Below are 18,264 nucleotides of genomic sequence, written 5' to 3' on the forward strand. Positions count from 1 at the left end.
ATTATTCTTTAACAGATCCACCTAAGATTCCTGAAATAAAATGTTTTTGCAAGAATAAGAAGAAAACAATGATGGGAATGGTAGCTAATGTTGTTCCCAACATCAATTGCCCATAATCTATTCTTGCCATTCCTATTAAACTAGATAGAGCTACAGGCAATGTGAACATATCTTTAGAGTTTAATGTTATAAGCGGCCAAATTAAGCTATTCCATTGGGCCATGAACTGAAATATAGCAACAGCAGCTAGCGCTGGTCTTGTCATTGGTAAAATGATTGAAAAGAAAATTCTCAATTCTCCTGCTCCATCTACTCGAGATGCCTCGATAATCGAATTAGGAACAGCCTGCATGTTTTGTCTCATTAAAAAAATCGCAAACGGGGCAGCCAAGCCTGGCAAAATAATGGCTTGGTATGTGTTGAGCCAATTAAATGACACCATCATTTCAAATAACGGGATTAACGTAACCTGTGAAGGAATCATTAATGAACATAAAATGACGAAAAAGAAAATATTCTTTCCCTTAAAATCAAATTTAGCAAAGGCATACCCTGCCATCGCACTTATAAGTGTGCTAGCTACCGTATAAACAATCGCAATAAACAATGAGTTAAAAAATATTCTCGTAATCCCTAAAGATTCACGAAGAGATTGGAAGTTTTGAACTAAAAAATCACCAGGAACTAGCTTTGGCGGGACACGAAAGATTTCCCCTGACTGCAGCGTAGAGCCGACAATCATCCAATAGAAAGGTGCAATGGATAGAATTACACCTAATAATAAAAAACTATAGATTCCTATTTTGATTAATCGTTTATTTGAAGTGATCATTTACTATCGTCACCTACCAATTTCATCTGAATCCAAGAAATTACTGCAGTAATTAGAACGAGAACATAAGCAATAGCTGACGCATAGCCAAACTCAAAATACTTAAATCCTGTTTCATATAAATAAAGCGTAATCGTCATTGTGGCATTGTTTGGTCCTCCAGCCGTGAGGATAAATGGCTCATCAAACAATTGCAAAGTCCCAATTGTAGACATAACAATTGTAAATATGAAAACAGGCTTTAATAGTGGAATCGTAATCATAAAAAACTGTCTCATTTTGCTTGCACCATCTATACTTGCTGCTTCATATAAATCTGAAGGGATATTTTGCAGACCTGCTAAAATTATGACCACATTATAACCAGTCCATCTCCATGTCATGACGAGAATTACAGATACCTTGGCCCAAAAAGGACTTGTGAGCCATGCAATATTGTCTACTCCAATAAATGATAGAAAATAGTTGACTAATCCAAAATGTTCATCTAGTAGAATCATAAATACAATGGATGCAGCAACAAGCGCCGTAATGGCTGGCATAAAAATAGCAACTCGAAAAAATGCCTTAGCCTTTACTAAAGTTGAATGAAGTGCAACCGCTATGACTAATGCTAGAGAAATCATAAGTGGCACTTGAATAATTAATATCTGGAATGTATTAAGTAGAGATTTATAGAAAACAGGGTCATGGATTAATCGAGTATAATTAGCCACACCGACAAATGTTTTCTCTACACCGCGTACCTCTTGAAAGCTTAATACAAACGACGAAATTACTGGATATACAGTAAAAATGAGCATTAATATTACTGCTGGACCAATAAAAAGATAGGGAGCCCGTTTAGGAGTTAGCCAGTTCTTCCTCGTTTTTAATTGATATTTTTTTTGCGTTTCTGCTATAGTTTCTACTCGTTCCACCTAAGTCACCTCACTGATTTTCAATAAAGTTTCTTCATAATAAGCGCAATCGCCTTAAGTACATTTCTTCAAGGTTAGAAATGAGAGGATAGATCACATCCTCTCATTTCCCTTTAACTTTTATTTTTTCAATTCATTTTCTAGCTGCTTTTGAGCATTTTTCAAGGCATCTTCAACCTCTTTATTTTCTAATAAGATGGCTGATTGGACGTTACTTGTAATCTTGCTTGCTTTCGCATAATTTTCGTTGATATAAATCCCTGGCACTTCATCAACAATATCTGCAAACTTCTTGAACACCGGACCGTTATTGAAATACTCATTATTTGCTGTGAACTCAGGTAGACTATAAGTGTCCTTTAATGATGGGAAAAGTCCATATTTTTCAAATCCTAACATTTGTGACTCTTGATCGGTTGTAAAAAATTCTACATATGCATACGCTGCAGATTGATTTTTACTAGTAGAGGGAATTAACAATGAGGCCCCTCCTACATTTGCATACCTAGTGCCACCCTCTTCAAAGCTAGGTAGATAAAACACATCCCATTTTCCCTTTAAATCTGGCGCTTGGTCCATGATTGTTCCAGCATACCAAACACCGTAAGGTACTGTTGCAACTGTACCGTTTACTGTAGCCGTAACAATGCCATCCCAGCCACTGTTATTAAAGACTAAGTCTTCATCATAAAGCTTTTTGATGGCATCCATCGCACGAATAGCTTCAGGGGATTGAAGAGTAATATTATTATCCTTATCAAAATAAGAAAGCCCTTGCTGTTGCATCATCATTTGGAAAACTCCATCATAGTTGGAAATGTCAATAGGGAGGAGCTTTGCACCAGTTGCTTCCTTAATTTTCTTTCCTGCTTCAATGTAGTCATCCCATGTTTGAATTGAATTTGGATCCACATTTGCCTTCTCAAATAAATCAACTCGGTAAAACACACCAGCTGGACCAATATCCCAAGGAGCAGCAATCATTTTCCCGTCCTTATCTTGAACTGCCGCTACTTTAGCAGGATTAAACGAATCCTTGTATTTGTCATATCCCAGCTTATCTAGTTGTAAAAACCCTTGAGGAAATTGATGGATATATCCCGGAATACGTTCATCCTCCATTAGGACAATATCAGGTAAACCTGAGCCCCTTGCTGCCAAACCGACTGTTAACTTCTCATAAAGATCACCGCTATTGAAGTTTTCTACTACTACCTCTACATCTGGATATTTCTTCTGGAAGTTTTCAACAGAAGCCTTCATCGTATCTGCTGCTACATCCCAGCCCCAAATAGTGATCGTCCCTGCAGGATTTTTGGAATCACCAGTTTTCACTTCATCACCAGATGATTTATTTGAGCAAGCAGATAAAATTATTAGAATCACAACAAGCACACCATACAAATACTTTTTCATATTGGTCCCCCTCAAAAATAATTGTTATTCTGCTTCTTACTTAATCGTTTCACATACTGCTGTCTTCTTTAAATAGGAGCGCCAAGTAATACACCATTTCTCTGGATCATCAAGGAAATCTTGCTCATCCATTTTATGGATTGTACTACAGTGTGGAGCCGATTTAACGATTTCTGGGTTTTCATATGCTTCTTTTGAAATTTGCTCTAGTGCGTGAATATACTCATCTAAATCCTCTTTAGAGTAGGACTCTGTAGGCTCTAAGGTAAATGGTTGCTTAACAATATATGGATGGTGACTTGTCCAGTAATGAAGACCAAAGTCTGTCATTCTTCTTGTTACATCTTCAGTCGTTACACCCGTTTCATTTGTCATTTGCTCCCAGCTGTAGCGAACCTGCTCCAGACGGTGACCCTTCACATATGGAGCACTAGCTCCGCGAATTTCTAGAACCTTATGGTACATATAGTTATTATTTAATACAGCAATTTTTGCTACTTCCTTAAGACCTTCTGCTCCAAGTGCGCGAATCCACGCATAAGAACGTAATACCGTTTGAGCGACACCGTGGAAGGTACGAACCTTGCCAATGGAATGCTCTAAATCATATTGAAGTGTATATTTGCCGTCCTTGAGCTCAACAATCGGTGCAGGTAAGAATGGCTTTAATTCAGCCGTGACACCAAGTGCTCCCGTTGCTGGCCCCCCACACATATGAGGTGCTGCAAAGGTTTTATGAAGATTGAAGAAACACATATCGAAGCCAGCTTCCTTCGCTCTCGTAATCCCTAATAAACCGTTAGCATTTGCTTGGTCGTAGAAGCATAAACCGCCTGCTTGATGAACGATATCTGTAAATTCTTTAATTCTTGGATTGAAAATTCCTGTATCTTCAGGGTTTGCTACAACGAAGCCTGCTGTTCTCTCAGACACTACTGCTTTTAATTTTTCTATATCAGGGAAACCGTTTTCATCTGGATGCAACGTAATAATCTTGTATCCCTTTACAGCCGCTGTTGCAGCTTGCGATGGATGAGAGAAAATGGTTGTGATAATCTCGTCTCTCTTATCCCTTTCGCCTCTCGTTTCATGATATTTTCTTACAATCGATGCCATTGCAAACAGTGCTTGTGTTCCACTGCTCGGCTGGAAGGAGAAGCAATCCATTCCTGATATTTCACGCATACAAAGATCAAGATTATGGAAAACTTCAAGCATTCCTTGAACGGTTCCTTCATTTTGCAGGGGATGTAGCTCCATCATTTTTGGATCACGAATCAATAGCTCATTAATTTTTGGAATGTACTTCATCGTACATGTGCCCTGACCGATTTCTACGTTAAAATCAGACCCTAGTGTTTCTTGAGACAGTCTTAAATAATGACGCAACACACGTGCTTGACCAATTTCGGGTAGATTCGGTCTGCTTTTTCTTTGCATCGATTCCTGAATAACTGATGTACCATCACCAACAGCTGCCGCTACTTCTTTATTGACAGGAGGCAGTTCTACTCCCTTTTCTCCAGGCTGATGGAGTTCAAAAATGATCGGCTCATTCCATTTTGCTTGATGGAAATCTCGTGTTTTGCTTGATCGCTTTATCCTTTCCATATTAAAACACTCCTCTCTATTTGGTAATAACATCTTTAATCGATTGAACTAAATGATCTATATCCTCTTTCGTATGAATCTCTGTTACACAAAATAATGCTGACTGCCCAAATTCAGGAAACTCTAGTGAAAGATCTTTTCCGCCGAAAATCTTCTTCTCTAGCAGGCGCTCATTAATCTCTTCAACTGAATATCCGGTTTCATTGAAATCAACAACGAATTCCTTAAAAAATGGCGATTGTAAACGAGAGCCCGTTACATTAGAAATTTGATTCAATTGTTGCACCGCATATTGGCTATTTTGCATAATGGTTTGGCCAACCTCTTGCATGCCCTCTGGTCCAAGTAATGCTAAATAAACACCCGCTGTAATTCCCCATAAAGCCGTTTGTGTACCAACTGATTCTTTTCCTTTTTCCCTAAGAGCAAAGGACGTCCGGTCGTAGTACACATCACCAAATCCATATTCGCCTTCTTTTATCGTTGGAACAATACCAAACAACCTTGAAGGATATTCCTGAACATACTTCACTTCATCACGAGTAGCAATGAAACCAGCCTGTCCACCACTGAAATTCATGTGCATGCCAAGTGGCTGTAGGTCTCCACAGACAATATCAGCGCCATAATGACTAGGTGGTGCAAGTACTCCGAGTGAAATCGGATCCACGCCTACTACCATTAATGAATCATTTTCTTTTAATAGGTTCGAAATCTCCGGACCTTGTGCTTCAATAAACCCAAGATACGACGGATTCTCAAAATAAAGAGCGGCTACGTCTTCTGTTAATTTTGCTTTCAAATCTTCGAGGTCCATTGCCCCATTCTTCACATCAAACTGAACAAATTCAAATTGCAAATCTGGTGTACCGTAATTCATGATAATCTTGCTTCGCTCTGGGGCTGTTGTCTTCGCAAGCAACACTTTTTTCTTCCCAGTAATCCGAGCAGCCATTCTAACAGAAGTAGCAGCAGCTTGACCCCAATCAAAAGTTGGAACATTGACAACATCCATATCTACCAATTCAGCTACTAAACTCTGATACTCAAAAAGTGCGTGAAAGCGTCCGTGGTCTTCATATGGCTCACCAGCGTATGCCGTTAAAAACTCGGAACGTTGATTAATTTCATCACATACAGCCGGGATAAAATGTTGCCAACAGCCCGCTCCCAAGAAATTTGTAAATTCTTTCGTACTCGTATTCTTGTTGAGGATTCCTTCTATATGACGTCTTAGCTCATACTCCGTTAGAGCGGGTGGAAGATTCATAGTTTCTTTCAGCTTTAACTCTTCTGGTATGCAGGAATATAACTCCATAATATTTTCAACACCGATAACGTTTAACATTTCAGCCTGTACTTCAGGCACCATATTCGGTATATAAGGATGTACCTTTTGTGACATTCATATTACCTCCTGTCATGTTTTTATCATTTGATCATGAGCTATGAAGCTACTAGCCTACGCTAACCCACCACCGTCAACTGTAATATGTGTTCCTGTTACCCAAGCTGACAGATCACTTGCTAGGAATAAAACACCCTTAGCAATATCTTTCGGTGTTCCAAGTCTCTCTAATGGTCGTCCTTTAGCAGATGAAACTAAGAAAGCATCTTCCTGTAGATTCAATTGCTTTGCCTCACTTCTTAATAGCGGCGTATCCGTATCTCCTGGGCAAATACAGTTTACTCGGATATTTTGTGGGCCATGATCGATGGCCATTGCTTTCGTTATATTCACTACACCAGCTTTAGCCGCACAATAGGCAGCCGCTTGGTCTCCACCCTTAAGTCCCCAGCCAGATCCGGTATTAATAATACTCCCTCCGTCTTTTTCCATTAAAGGAATTAAATATTTGGAAAGTAGATAGACTCCCTTTAAGGAAACATCGATCACTAAATCCCAGTCTGACTCTTCTAAATCAACAACCGTTTTTCTCCTTATAACGCCAGCGTTATTAAAAAGTACATCCACCTTGCCGTAATTTGCCTCAATCTGCTCCTTTACTGCGATACAATCGTTTTTGTTCGTAACATCACAGCGGAAAAACACTACCTTATAGTCTTTTTTATTTAAATCAGCAGCTGCTTTTTTCCCATTCCCTTCATTAATATCAAGCATAATCACCATCGAACCGACTTCCGCTAATAGTTCAGCTGTTGCCAACCCAATTCCTGAGGCAGCCCCTGTTACAACAGCTACCTTATCCTTTAATCCGAAATAATCTTGAGTACTCAATCTCATTCCTCCTTGGCTTTTTAGAAAACCCTTTCAAAACTTGTTGTTCAAATTCTAAGTAAGAAAAATCCAACAAAATAGTTTTACTAAAATGTTTACTACTTTATTTTACCTTCAATCTTTTGAATATTCAATATATTCACACTAAATTTTTTAGAATATTTTACTAAATATTATTACTAATAATCTACTCTTGTGTTTACCTGATGGGAAGTTCTTAATCTGGGAATAAAAAAAATGCCTGTCCATACGGAAAATTCGTGTGGACAGACACCAATCTAGCAGTTCTCAAATAGAACTAGATCTCTCTTATAATTCCATTATAAATGCTTCTCTTTTATCAATTTGTTCTTCCCACAATCCATGCACTAGAATAAGAAACACGCTAGAAGTCCATGTGAAGGCAGGGTCTCGAAGCCCTTCTCCTGTTTTAGCGTTGAAATTTTCGGCCATACCGGATTGATTTGCCATCATACAATATTTTTCAGCTGTCTTCCTTGCGAAATCCTTTTCACCTATTGCATTTAAGCCGTCTACTAAAAGCATAGTGGATGGCGCCCAAATCGGTCCGCGCCAATAGCCATCTTGACGATAAAAAGGGCTATCCAAACTTTCAGTAGCAAACCCATAGTCTGTTTCGAATTGTTGTTCGATTAAACGATTTACTAATACTTCTCTTTGGGAGTTAGTGAATCTTTCACCTAAAATGAAGGGAATAAACAAAATTAAGCTTTGAGATGAAATAGATTCATGAGACCCTGACAGACAAGCTTGAAAACCTGCTTCTGTCCAAAAATGATCCATCATTCTGTTAAACATCTCATCTGCTCTTTGCTTCCAGTCTTTTCCTTCATCCATTTTTCCAAGCCGCTTTGCAATGGTTGCTAGCACATCCATCTGAATGATTAAAAAAGCACTCAAATCAGGAGTTTCAACGGGAATTCCCTTTGAAAAAACTGTGCTATTGTCCCATCCGCTATCATTGCCATGATTATACTGCGGGATCCCGTCGCCGTCATCATCTCTATAATTAAACCACCAATTCGTCCACCTAACTAACGGATCATATATTTCTTTTAGCTTTTCGTCTGTGATGAAATCAGAACGCTCCATCATCCATTTTAATGTCCATCCATGAATTGGCGGCTTGCACCGGCCGGATCCGAAATTATGATTTCAGCTAAAAAGCACAAAGATTGGATTGTAGTAGACGTAGCAGATAATGGGCTCGGCATAGACGACGTAGCAAAGGAGCATCTCTTTGATATGTTTTATTCCACATCGCAAAGTATTGCCGATAGCCGAAGAGGAATGGGTATTGGCCTTGCTCTATGTAAGTCCATTATTCAAGCACATGAGGGTACATTAACAGTCCATGACCACTTGCCAACCGGTGCTATTTTCCGATTCACGCTACAATCACAGGAGGTTGAACTATGATCAAGCCATTTATTTTAATCGTAGAAGATGATGAAGCCATCAAAAATTTAATCGCAACAACATTAGAAACACAGCACTACCATTTTCATACTGCTGGAAATGGTAGTCAAGCGATCCTAGAGGCGGTTTCGCATAATCCGGACATTGTCATTTTAGATTTAGGCTTACCCGATATTGACGGCATTGACATTATAAAAAAAATCCGTTCTTGGTCGATGATACCCATCATTGTGGTGAGTGCAAGAAGTACGGATCAAGACAAAATTGATGCACTTGACGCAGGTGCTGATGATTATTTAACGAAGCCTTTTTCTGTTGAGGAACTTCTCGCCAGTTTACGCGTGGCCATTCGACGTATTCACTATAGCACTATAGAAAACACGCAACAAAATGCCCTCTTTACTAATGGAGAACTTACCATTGATTACGCTGGTGGTTGTGCGTATGTAAACGAAAAAGAACTGCATTTAACACCCATTGAATACAAATTGCTTGTTCTACTTTCCAAAAATATAGGCAAAGTCTTAACACATAATTATATTACAAAAGAAATTTGGGGAAATAGCTGGGAGAATAATGTGGCTTCGCTTAGAGTGTTTATGGCTACCTTACGAAAAAAAATCGAATCAGATCATCACCAAAAGTATATCCAAACGCATATCGGTGTCGGCTATCGCATGTTGAAAAATTAATGAGTTAGTGAAAAAAACAGCCACTAACGTTGTGAACTCAACGTTTTGTGGCTGTTTTTTTTTGAAAATATATTGTGGCAATATATTACTGCATTCGAGCTAAAAATACTGAAAAGTGCTCCCTTGTTACAGGGTCATTCGGCTTAAAGTTGCCCTTATAGCCGATTGAAATGCCATTTGATGCTAATATTTTAATAAAATGATAAGCATAATGTGTTTTGCTGACATCGTTAAAATCGGCGACTGGTGCTTGCATTTTTAAGTTATATGCATTCACTAAAATCTTCGCTAATTGGGCACGTGTTAACGATTGTGACAGCTGCATTTTACCGTAGCTGCCATCAATAATCCCTGCTTCATAAAATGGTGTAATGATTGTATAGTCCTCACTATTTTCCGCTACATCTTGGAATGACGTCATTGGACGAATTTTTTTAAATTGTAAATTGGTATCGCGAGAAAGCATTAAGAACACTTGTCGGCGGTTAATCGAATTTGCTGGCTTAAACGTACCATCCTCATAGCCTTTAATGATTCCTTTGTCTGTTAAATACATAATTTCCTCAACATACGCATTTTTTGATGTGATATCTGAAAACGGTACATCATATACCGAAATTGTATAGTCGATTTGTGGTCTATCAAAACTAGATCTTAGAATAAGAGTATACTTCCCTGGTTCGAGATTATACGTATAATGAACGCGATTGGACTTTGCATAAATATCAGATTCTATATAGATATCCTTCGACAAATCTTGTTGGTCGCGTTTTATAAGTTGCATTTGTAAACCATTTTCTTCCGCTAGCTCACTATTGACAACTACGCCTATTTTCTTTGACTCTTGTAGCGTAAAGCTGAAATCGTCATTACGAGAAATGACACCGCGATATTTTGTATTGAGCATAATCGGTGTGTCAGAATCACCGCGCTTGAATGTTTCAGGATTTTCAATTGGCTGTGCTTCTATTTCAAAACGATATTGACGATCATACACACGATTCTGCGTAAAAGTTGATACGTAATACGTTCCTGGCTGTAACACTTCCACCACATGCCCTTTATTGGCAAACCATTGCTCGCCCGCTTTTAAATCTCTCCCAAAATCATACACATTTTTCTCTGCATTCGTAATTGAAACGCTTACCGAGTTATAGTCTTTATTGGCAACTGAGCCATTAATTTTTACGAGACTTGGCACTGTTAATGTAAAACGATAATAATCACTTTGATACAAATCATCACTTGATGTCACTTGCTCAATCACCGTATTGACCGGAATATCGATTGCTTCTTGACGACTATTATTCGGTTCTAGATAATAAAGACTGATTATATCTGACACTTGATAACTCGCCTCATAGGGCTGTTCAGGTGAATTACTAATGTAAATACCGTATGTCCCTTTTTTCAATTGAATTTGATGCACGGTCTTTTCAGGATCTCCGTCATTTACATTTGAGCTCAGCCAAATAATATCCCCCTGTTTTGTCGGACTTCCGTAGATTAACTTGATGCTCGTATCCTTTATTAAGGTAAAGGTATACAGCGAATCCTCTGCGACTTCAATTCGATAATAACCGTATCTTTCATAGCCTGCTGAATATTTTGAAGTAGGTGCAGTTAGTACCTCACCCTCATGCCAAAAGGCTGTATTTTTTAAATAATCGCTTAATGGTTCCTCTGCATTCACCTGAAGTGAAAAACCAAAAAGCAACAAAAGTGTACATAAAAACGGTTTCATCATTTCCTCCAAATATCAAATATTTATCATTTTATCATAGTAGATTTAGAGAAAGAAACCGCAGTTTTTCAGGTGATTTTTTCAAGAGAGCCAAAATAATGTATTTAATCTTTTGCAAAAAAAGGATATGATTAATTTAATTGTGAATGAGACTACTATCTTTACCTGTCCAAAGAACGCATAAATGGACAGGTTCTACTCATTGCAAATTGCTATACTGTTTTTAGAAGGAGCAGATAAAATGACATGGATTCAATCGATTCAGCAAGCCATTACTTATATTGAGAAAAATTTATTAGAAGAAATAGCGATCGAGGATATTGCAAGAGAGGCACATTGTTCAGCATTTCATTTCCAGCGTGTGTTTTCAATTTTAACCAATATGACCGTTGCTGACTACATTCGAAAACGACGAATGACACTTGCCGCACAGGAATTAATTAGTACAGACGAAAAAATTATTACGATTGCATTAAAGTATGGCTATGATTCACCTGAATCCTTTACGAAAGCTTTTCGTAAGCAGCATCAACTCTCCCCTTCAGAAGTGAGAAAGCAAGAAGGTACTATAACGAGCTATCTCCCATTAACAATACATGTGAGCTTGAAAGGAGCGGAACCCATGAATTATCAAATTATTGACAAAGACAGCTTTCAAATTTTAGGTTCAAAACGCACGTACAATTGTAAAACAGGTGAAAACACAAAAAATATCCCGTTATTTTGGGACGAGGCCAATGCAAATGGCATATCGGAACTGCTATTTCAGCAAAATGATGGGGTCATTGACGGAATACTTGGTGTTTGTGTTGCCCATGCCGACTATGCACATACCGATATGATTGACTATTGGATTGCGACATCGTCAACTGCACATTCAGATAGCTTTGAGACTTTAACGATTCCTGCTTCAAAATGGGTCAAGTTTGAAGTACATGGAGCGATGCCAGATGCGATGCAAAATACGTGGAAGCAAATTTATAGTGAATGGTTCCCTGCCCATCCTTATACACCAGCCGGAACACCTGAGTTAGAGGTATACACTGAGGATGATCCATCTAGCCCTGACTGTTATTCTGAAATTTGGATTCCGATTAAATAATTTCAATTTTCAGCTCTAAAGTGAACTAAATCGTATGTGAACCTTTAATGGGCACATACGATTTTTTTGAGCACTTCACCTAAAGCAGTATAATAGAATGAGCTTTCTTCACATTCAATCTAAAAATTAGTGAAAACATAGTAATATGCAAATATGAATGCAATATTTAGTCCTATCGCAGTAATTGATTTGATGAAAGGTTCTTTTAACACAATTGCACCTATTCCTAGAAGAACTCCGCAAAATGTCACCATTGGTGGTAAAAAAAAGATACCTATACTAAAAACCCGAAAAATAATACCGTCAAAATAGCCCGCTAAAAAGCTGATTATACTTAACGTTACATTGAAGGCTACACATAAAAATGACAATTTATTTGCTGGCAATGGTATACCCTCCAGTGATTAAAAAATGGATTCTGTTTTTTGATTATGAAAGATAAATGAATCAAACTAACAACACCATTATCAAACAAATTTTATATTTCTCTTAATAGCAATTTCAACCAATGCAAAGAGTAAACCTGCAACACTAAAAAGAATAATTGAACTAATTATACTTAGATTAAATTCTTCTATAAAACGCTCATCATAGATGATTTTAAAAACAATTGTCCCCATTCCCCCGCCAAACAAAGTAAATATTATCATTTTGAATTCAGGTTTTTTCCCATATTTACTTACGATAAATGTTAGAGGTAAAAACGAAATAGGATATAACATTACAAGTAAAGAGGTATAAATGAATAATAAAAATGGTCCAAAATCATTCAGTCCAAAATATTCCGAAGTCCTTATTTTATTTCCTTCTAACAATTCTACGCCAAATGCTGCACAGGAAAACAACAACACAATTGGTATCCACATGATTAAACTATGATAAAAAGTTTTCATCTTACACCTTTTCTTATATGGTTGACATATTTATGATAATATCTTACTCAAATTCCAATTCCACTAAATAATAGTATATCAGTTATATCTCTTAACAAAAGCCTACTCGCGTCATACAAGTAGGCGTAAATTTACGATTTTCGCAGGGGTCGCTCTCTCGGGGTAATGTTAATAATATAGTAACCTATGATTAAAACTAATATAACCGCTGCAAAAATAAGTGTATCCACTGCGGAATCATGTTCAACGATAATAAGCCGTAGCATCGCCGTAATTCCAATATACATAAAATAGCGAAGCGGGAAATGATAATCCTCTTTAAAGTATTTTACAATCATAGTTATGAACTCGAAGTACAGGAAGAATACTAGAATTTTCGCAAAAAAATATTTGTATTCTTGCTTTTCACCGCCAACAATAAACTTTAAAAACTCCACCATTTCAATAATAAGCATGACGCATAGAGCTAACGCAAGCACCGTTAAACCGACATTCAAAATCATTTGCAAAACTTTCGGCATTATTTCCTTAAATGGCTTAGGATCCGTTAAACGCTTCATTATTACCCACCTCCAGACGATATATTTTCAGATTATTCCATCATTTGGAGGATGTCAATTTTGTAAGCGATTACTATTTCAAAAAATTTTTGGATTGCTAAAAAGAACTAATTTTTTCTAAAAATGCTTCAATAAAAAGAGACACCTAATACCATTTAGGCGTCTCCTGTTTCAAGATAGATTAATGTGATTTTGTTTTTGTTGCGACAACGAACGCTGCAATAATCGCTAGCAATACGATCATAAATGGTGCATAGAATATTAAAAAGTCACTCATGTTTTCCTCTCCTTATACATGCGTTTCATCTTCTCCTGAAATATATCCCTTGTTAAAGATAAATAGCTTAAATACTAAATAAATAGATGGTACAAGTAAACAAAGTCCCGCAATAAATGCTACAACAAGTACAATGGCCATCGTTTCATTTGTAAAGCTATCGTGAACCGTTAAATATGGGTACAACAAGTATGGATAATGTGAAATCCCATAGGCAAAAAATGCTGTCGCAAATTGGAAGATTAATAAGGTCACGGCTAAACCATACTTACTTTTTGCCCAAAGTAACCAATACGTCGCTAAAAATAAGATTCCTGACACAATGAATAACCATGATAAATCAATCATTTGCTCATAATGCCAATTGTCAGTAGATCGCAGTTCAATTATGACGCCAAATGCGCTGATAATTAAAGGAATACCCCATACTAGTGCATATTTACGCATTAAATCACTCGCCTTTTGATCTCCAGCTTTTTGTGCATACCATGTTAAAAATATAGCGGAAATATAAAGTACGGCTGTCACACTTAAGGCGACAATCGACCAAGCGAGCGGACTGGTAAGTAATGCCCCGTAGTCTAATTGAGGACCCGCCTCGTTCATCATCACAAAGCCACCTTCAGAAATCGTCAAAACAACAGATAGAGATGCCGGAATAAATAATCCTGCTAACCCATAAGCCAGTGCATACCCTTTATGACCTCGCATACCACTGTAGGATTCAAATGCATAGTAACTACCTCGAATTGTCAGTAAAATTAGCGCTACAGATGCTGGAACTAATAAAATTGTTCCGTAATAATAAGCTGTTTGCGGAAAGAACCCCACAATTCCAACAAAGAAGAACACTAAAAAGACGTTTGTAATTTCCCATACCGGCGATAAATAACGCTTGATGACTTTCGATAAAATATGATTTTTACCTGTAATCAAACTATATGCATTAAAAAATCCTGCCCCAAAATCAATCGACGCCACGATAACATAACCAAATAAGAAAATCCAAAGAACGGAAATACCTAATATTTCTAAACTCATTGATGTACACCGCCTTTACGTGCTGCAATTTCCTTTTCAACAGGGTTGTTTTTAAACATTCGATGAAGCACAACCACACTTCCAATACCCAGAATTAAATACACAATACCAAAGGCAATGAACAGCCATTCGACACCAGTTGCTGTCGTAGCACCAGCTTCTGTTCGCATTAATCCATATAATATCCATGGTTGACGTCCTAGCTCTGCTAGCCACCATCCTGCTTCAATGGCTACAAGCGATAAAGGCCCACTTAAGACAATCAGCCATCTAAACCAACGAGCTTCAATCCATCCCCAATTTCTCCATTTCCCTAGTACAAAGGATAGAGAAAGGAAAATCATCAGCACACCAATTAACACCATAATATCAAAGAAGTAATGAATGATTAATGGTGGTCTTTCATCCTCTGAAAACTCATTTAACCCTGTAACTTCAGCATTAAAATCATCGCTCGCTAAGAAACTTAAAACCTTTGGAATTCGAATTTCATATTTGACTTCCTCGCCATCTAAAACACCGAAAAAGATTAAATCAGCACCTTCCTCTGTTTCAAAGTGCCATTCCGCTGCCGCTAATTTTTCAGGTTGATACTCTGCTAAATATTTCGCAGAGAAGTCACCAACAACAGCTGTCGCGATCGAGAAAATAATCCCTAGTTTCATCATTAAATAAAGTGCTTTTTTGTGGTATACCTGTTCCTCACCTTTTAATAACTTATACGCAGCAATTGCAGCCAGTATAAAGGCAACCGTCATAAAGCTTGATGTTAATACGTGCCCAATTTTTGTTGGCATCGCTGGCGTAAACATTGCTAAAATTGGTTGGATATTAATTAATTCACCACCAACTATATCGAAGCCACGTGGTGCATTCATAAAGGCATTGACCACCGTAATAAATACAGCTGACATCGAAGCACCAATTGCTACTGGGATAAGTAACAACATATGATGCTTTGGGTTTTTAAAGCGATCCCAAGTATATAAGTAAATCCCTAAAAAGATTGCTTCAAAAAAGAATGCAAAAGTCTCCATAAATAAAGGCAGTGCAATAATTTGTCCTGCCAACTCCATAAATTGCGGCCATAATAAAGATAGCTGTAGACCAATTACTGTGCCCGTTACAACACCTACCGCTACTGTGATCGTAAAGCCCCGTGCCCAACGACGAGCCATTAATGTATAGTGCTCATCATTTTTCTTATATCCTACATATTGAGCAATTAAAATCATGAGTGGTACACCGACACCAAGTGTTGCAAATAGTATATGGAAGGATAAAGTTAATTCTGTTAATGCTCTGCTCCAAAATACGGCTGAGTTTTCCATGTTATTTGCCTCCTATTCCTTAGAAAAACACATTTCGAGCCAAATAGCGCGAAATGATGTTTTTACTTATATGGATTTCCTTGAAAAAGTTATATTCTCTTATCCACTAGAAAATCGCTGAAACAATAGCCACCATCGCAATGGACGATAACGTGAAACTTGCAATCAAAAACCTTTTTTTCATTTTTATTCACCTCTTTTAAAAGATCAATCTTACTAATGTAAATTATTATAGTAAGATAATTCATCTTAAAATATAGGGGTTTACCACTATAACTGCTTAAAAATTTGAGCAGATTGTGGACAAAATTATATAAAAAAAGCCCAACACCGTTTAACAGGTATTGAGCTTCATCAGTATTATTGGATATAGCCATTCGCTATGCCGTATTGAATTATTTCTGCCTTAGATTTGACTTTTAATTTTTGCATAATGTTAGACTTGTGACTTTCTACGGTTTTAGAGCTAATAAATAGCTTTTCCGCAATTTGTACATTGGTATAGCCTAAAATTGTTAGGCGTACAATTTCTTGTTCCCGTGTAGAAAGTACATCACTTTTTTGCTTTCCTTTATTTTTAAATAATTTTTCAATTTGCTCAGGCGGTAATCCAACTTCGAAATAGGTTTTGTTATGAATCACTGCTTGAATTGCCTCATACATAATGCCACCTTGACTATTTTTCAAAATATAGCCATCAGCTTCAACTTCGATTGCTTGTTGGATAAAAGCAACTTCATTATGCATTGTTAAAAAAATAATTTTTATATGAGGGAGATTCTTTTTAATTTCCTTTGTTGCTGTAAAACCGTCAATACCATTTGGAATCGAAATGTCCATTAATATTACATCTGGGTTCTTTTGGTACGCTAATTGGATGGCCTCCTCACCGTCATTCGCTTCTCCTACTACAGAAATATCACCCTGATTTTCTAATAATAAAGCAATTCCTTTACGAATGAGAATATGATCATCCACTAATAAAACGTTAATCATGCTCCGATCTCCAACTAGGTACGACGACGTCAATCGATGTACCATTTCCTATCGTTGAATCAATGTCGAACTTTCCATTTAGTAAATCAATGCGTTCCTCCATATGCTTCAATCCTAAGCCCTCACTTTGTATATTTTCTCGTTTAAATCCAATGCCGTTATCCCGAATATTCATATAAATATGCGTTTTATCCTTTACAATGCGAATTTGAACCTTATTGGCATTTGCATATTTTACTACGTTATGTAGAGCTTCTTGAATAACTCGATATAAGTTAATTTCTACTACCGGATCACAACGGTCTAAGCCTTTTGTTGAAAGCTCTATTGAAATAGAAGGTAGATTTTTCATAATGTTTTCAATCATCATCCGAATCGTCGGTTCTAAACCTAATTGATCTAGGCTGTGTGGACGTAATTGATGCGAATAGGCATTAACATCATCCATCGCTTTTTGAAGTTCCTGCTGTACCTCTTTAATATATTGATTTAGTTTGTCATTATCTTTTATAAATGAATCAACGGCTTGTAAAGCCACTGAAACGGTGAATAATGATTGTCCGACCCCGTCATGTAGTTCTTGAGCAAGACGCTTATGCTCAGATTCTTTAGCTTCTATTAAGGCTCGAATCATTTTTTTGGTTGTTTCTACCTCTTGTGCTTTTTTAAATGTCTCTTGATCTCGCAGTACAAGTAAGTATTCTGTCTCACCTGTTTCATCACTCGAATAAATGGCAGCCGTACTCATTTCTACGTCAATTTTCATGCCGTGATAGGTAGGCATTTGAGATAGAAAAGAAGGAACTTCACTATTTGCTATCAAATAACAGGTAGGTTCGCCCTCTTCTTTTTGCCTTTCCATACAAAATGTACAAAACGGCACAATGTCACTAATATTCCAGCCTGTTAATTTTTTGGCCGCTGGATTCATCATCATAATTTTACGATTCGCTTTCATTATAATAATGCCATCTTGAATATGCTCATAAATATCTTTTAAATAATCAATCGGTGAACGAGATGTCATGTCACTCTCCTCCTCTTTATTTATTATCCCTCTTATAGCTTCTTTTTTAAACAATCCTGCCTGCATTCTAATAATGTCTGAATTGTTCAAACTCATCATAAATAAAGCAATATAAATTATAAAGGGGTTTCCCGCTTATCAAA

General features: G+C 37.2%; 18 protein-coding genes and 1 pseudogene. 3 read left to right on the plus strand and 16 right to left on the minus strand.

Translation table 11 applies throughout. The features are described from left to right. Position 1: 1 nt before the first annotated feature. The 7 genes and pseudogenes from LZ480_RS15745 to LZ480_RS15775 all read right to left on the minus strand — a co-directional run. Complete coding sequence (locus tag LZ480_RS15745) at positions 2–832, minus strand: carbohydrate ABC transporter permease (protein WP_241370500.1); 831 nt, start codon at positions 830–832, stop codon at positions 2–4. Further along, positions 829–1,635: a carbohydrate ABC transporter permease gene (locus LZ480_RS15750; protein WP_255731506.1), complete on the minus strand. Its 807-nt coding sequence runs from the start codon at positions 1,633–1,635 to the stop codon at positions 829–831. Before LZ480_RS15750 ends, LZ480_RS15745 begins: the two co-directional genes overlap by 4 nt. Before the next feature lie 237 nt (positions 1,636–1,872). Next, positions 1,873–3,168, minus strand: coding sequence for an ABC transporter substrate-binding protein (locus tag LZ480_RS15755; RefSeq protein WP_241370502.1), 1,296 nt, complete (start codon positions 3,166–3,168; stop codon positions 1,873–1,875). Positions 3,169–3,204: 36 nt separating this feature from the next. Beyond that, positions 3,205–4,779 carry an aminomethyl-transferring glycine dehydrogenase subunit GcvPB gene (gene gcvPB / locus LZ480_RS15760; RefSeq protein ID WP_241370503.1) on the minus strand — a complete coding sequence of 525 codons (1,575 nt, stop codon included), beginning with the start codon at positions 4,777–4,779 and terminating at the stop codon, positions 3,205–3,207. Positions 4,780–4,795: 16 nt separating this feature from the next. After that, on the minus strand, positions 4,796–6,184 hold the full coding sequence (gene gcvPA, locus LZ480_RS15765; RefSeq protein ID WP_241370504.1) for an aminomethyl-transferring glycine dehydrogenase subunit GcvPA: 1,389 nt from the start codon (positions 6,182–6,184) through the stop codon (positions 4,796–4,798). Between the two features lie 57 nt (positions 6,185–6,241). Then, positions 6,242–7,018, minus strand: a complete 777-nt coding sequence (locus LZ480_RS15770) for an SDR family NAD(P)-dependent oxidoreductase (RefSeq protein ID WP_241370505.1) — start codon at positions 7,016–7,018, stop codon at positions 6,242–6,244. Positions 7,019–7,327: 309 nt separating this feature from the next. After that, positions 7,328–8,167, minus strand: a pseudogene (locus LZ480_RS15775) (amylo-alpha-1,6-glucosidase); the annotation flags it as partial. On the opposite strand from LZ480_RS15775, the gene LZ480_RS15780 reads away from it, so the two are divergent. Next, positions 8,153–8,458 carry a sensor histidine kinase gene (locus tag LZ480_RS15780; protein ID WP_255731494.1) on the plus strand — a complete coding sequence of 102 codons (306 nt, stop codon included), beginning with the start codon at positions 8,153–8,155 and terminating at the stop codon, positions 8,456–8,458. The pseudogene LZ480_RS15775 and the gene LZ480_RS15780 overlap by 15 nt on opposite strands. Further along, positions 8,455–9,150, plus strand: a complete 696-nt coding sequence (locus LZ480_RS15785; protein ID WP_241370508.1) for a response regulator — start codon at positions 8,455–8,457, stop codon at positions 9,148–9,150. Before LZ480_RS15780 ends, LZ480_RS15785 begins: the two co-directional genes overlap by 4 nt. 85 nt (positions 9,151–9,235) lie before the next feature. Here LZ480_RS15785 and LZ480_RS15790 read toward each other — a convergent pair whose 3' ends face one another. After that, positions 9,236–10,894: an S-layer homology domain-containing protein gene (locus tag LZ480_RS15790; RefSeq protein ID WP_241370509.1), complete on the minus strand. Its 1,659-nt coding sequence runs from the start codon at positions 10,892–10,894 to the stop codon at positions 9,236–9,238. A 241-nt stretch (positions 10,895–11,135) separates the two neighbouring features. On the opposite strand from LZ480_RS15790, the gene LZ480_RS15795 reads away from it, so the two are divergent. Beyond that, complete coding sequence (locus tag LZ480_RS15795; protein ID WP_241370510.1) at positions 11,136–11,996, plus strand: AraC family transcriptional regulator; 861 nt, start codon at positions 11,136–11,138, stop codon at positions 11,994–11,996. A gap of 119 nt (positions 11,997–12,115) precedes the next feature. Here the strand turns inward: LZ480_RS15795 and LZ480_RS15800 are convergent, their stop codons facing one another. The 8 genes from LZ480_RS15800 to LZ480_RS15830 all read right to left on the minus strand — a co-directional run bounded on the left by LZ480_RS15800 (position 12,116) and on the right by LZ480_RS15830 (position 18,121). Further along, positions 12,116–12,382, minus strand: a complete 267-nt coding sequence (locus LZ480_RS15800; protein WP_241370511.1) for a hypothetical protein — start codon at positions 12,380–12,382, stop codon at positions 12,116–12,118. Positions 12,383–12,463: 81 nt separating this feature from the next. After that, positions 12,464–12,889, minus strand: a complete 426-nt coding sequence (locus tag LZ480_RS15805; protein WP_241370512.1) for a hypothetical protein — start codon at positions 12,887–12,889, stop codon at positions 12,464–12,466. 131 nt (positions 12,890–13,020) lie between these two features. Continuing rightward, entirely contained in the window at positions 13,021–13,449 is a 429-nt protein-coding gene (gene psiE, locus LZ480_RS15810; protein WP_241370513.1) for a phosphate-starvation-inducible protein PsiE, read from the minus strand. 181 nt (positions 13,450–13,630) lie between these two features. Next, entirely contained in the window at positions 13,631–13,726 is a 96-nt protein-coding gene (gene cydS, locus LZ480_RS20120) for a cytochrome bd oxidase small subunit CydS (RefSeq protein ID WP_408641627.1), read from the minus strand. 12 nt (positions 13,727–13,738) lie between these two features. Next, on the minus strand, positions 13,739–14,767 hold the full coding sequence (locus tag LZ480_RS15815) for a cytochrome d ubiquinol oxidase subunit II (protein WP_241370514.1): 1,029 nt from the start codon (positions 14,765–14,767) through the stop codon (positions 13,739–13,741). Then, the gene (locus LZ480_RS15820) at positions 14,764–16,098 is read right to left on the minus strand and encodes a cytochrome ubiquinol oxidase subunit I (protein ID WP_241370515.1); all 1,335 of its coding nucleotides are present in this window, start codon (positions 16,096–16,098) and stop codon (positions 14,764–14,766) included. The genes LZ480_RS15815 and LZ480_RS15820 overlap by 4 nt, the downstream gene beginning before the upstream one ends. A 360-nt stretch (positions 16,099–16,458) precedes the next feature. Next, on the minus strand, positions 16,459–17,094 hold the full coding sequence (locus LZ480_RS15825; protein WP_241370516.1) for a response regulator: 636 nt from the start codon (positions 17,092–17,094) through the stop codon (positions 16,459–16,461). Beyond that, complete coding sequence (locus LZ480_RS15830; RefSeq protein ID WP_241370517.1) at positions 17,087–18,121, minus strand: sensor histidine kinase; 1,035 nt, start codon at positions 18,119–18,121, stop codon at positions 17,087–17,089. The genes LZ480_RS15825 and LZ480_RS15830 overlap by 8 nt, the downstream gene beginning before the upstream one ends. Between the last annotated feature and the right edge of the window lie 143 nt (positions 18,122–18,264).

The sequence above is a fragment of the Solibacillus palustris genome, assembly GCF_022549215.1.
In the GTDB taxonomy this organism is placed as follows: Bacteria; Bacillota; Bacilli; order Bacillales_A; family Planococcaceae; genus Solibacillus; species Solibacillus daqui.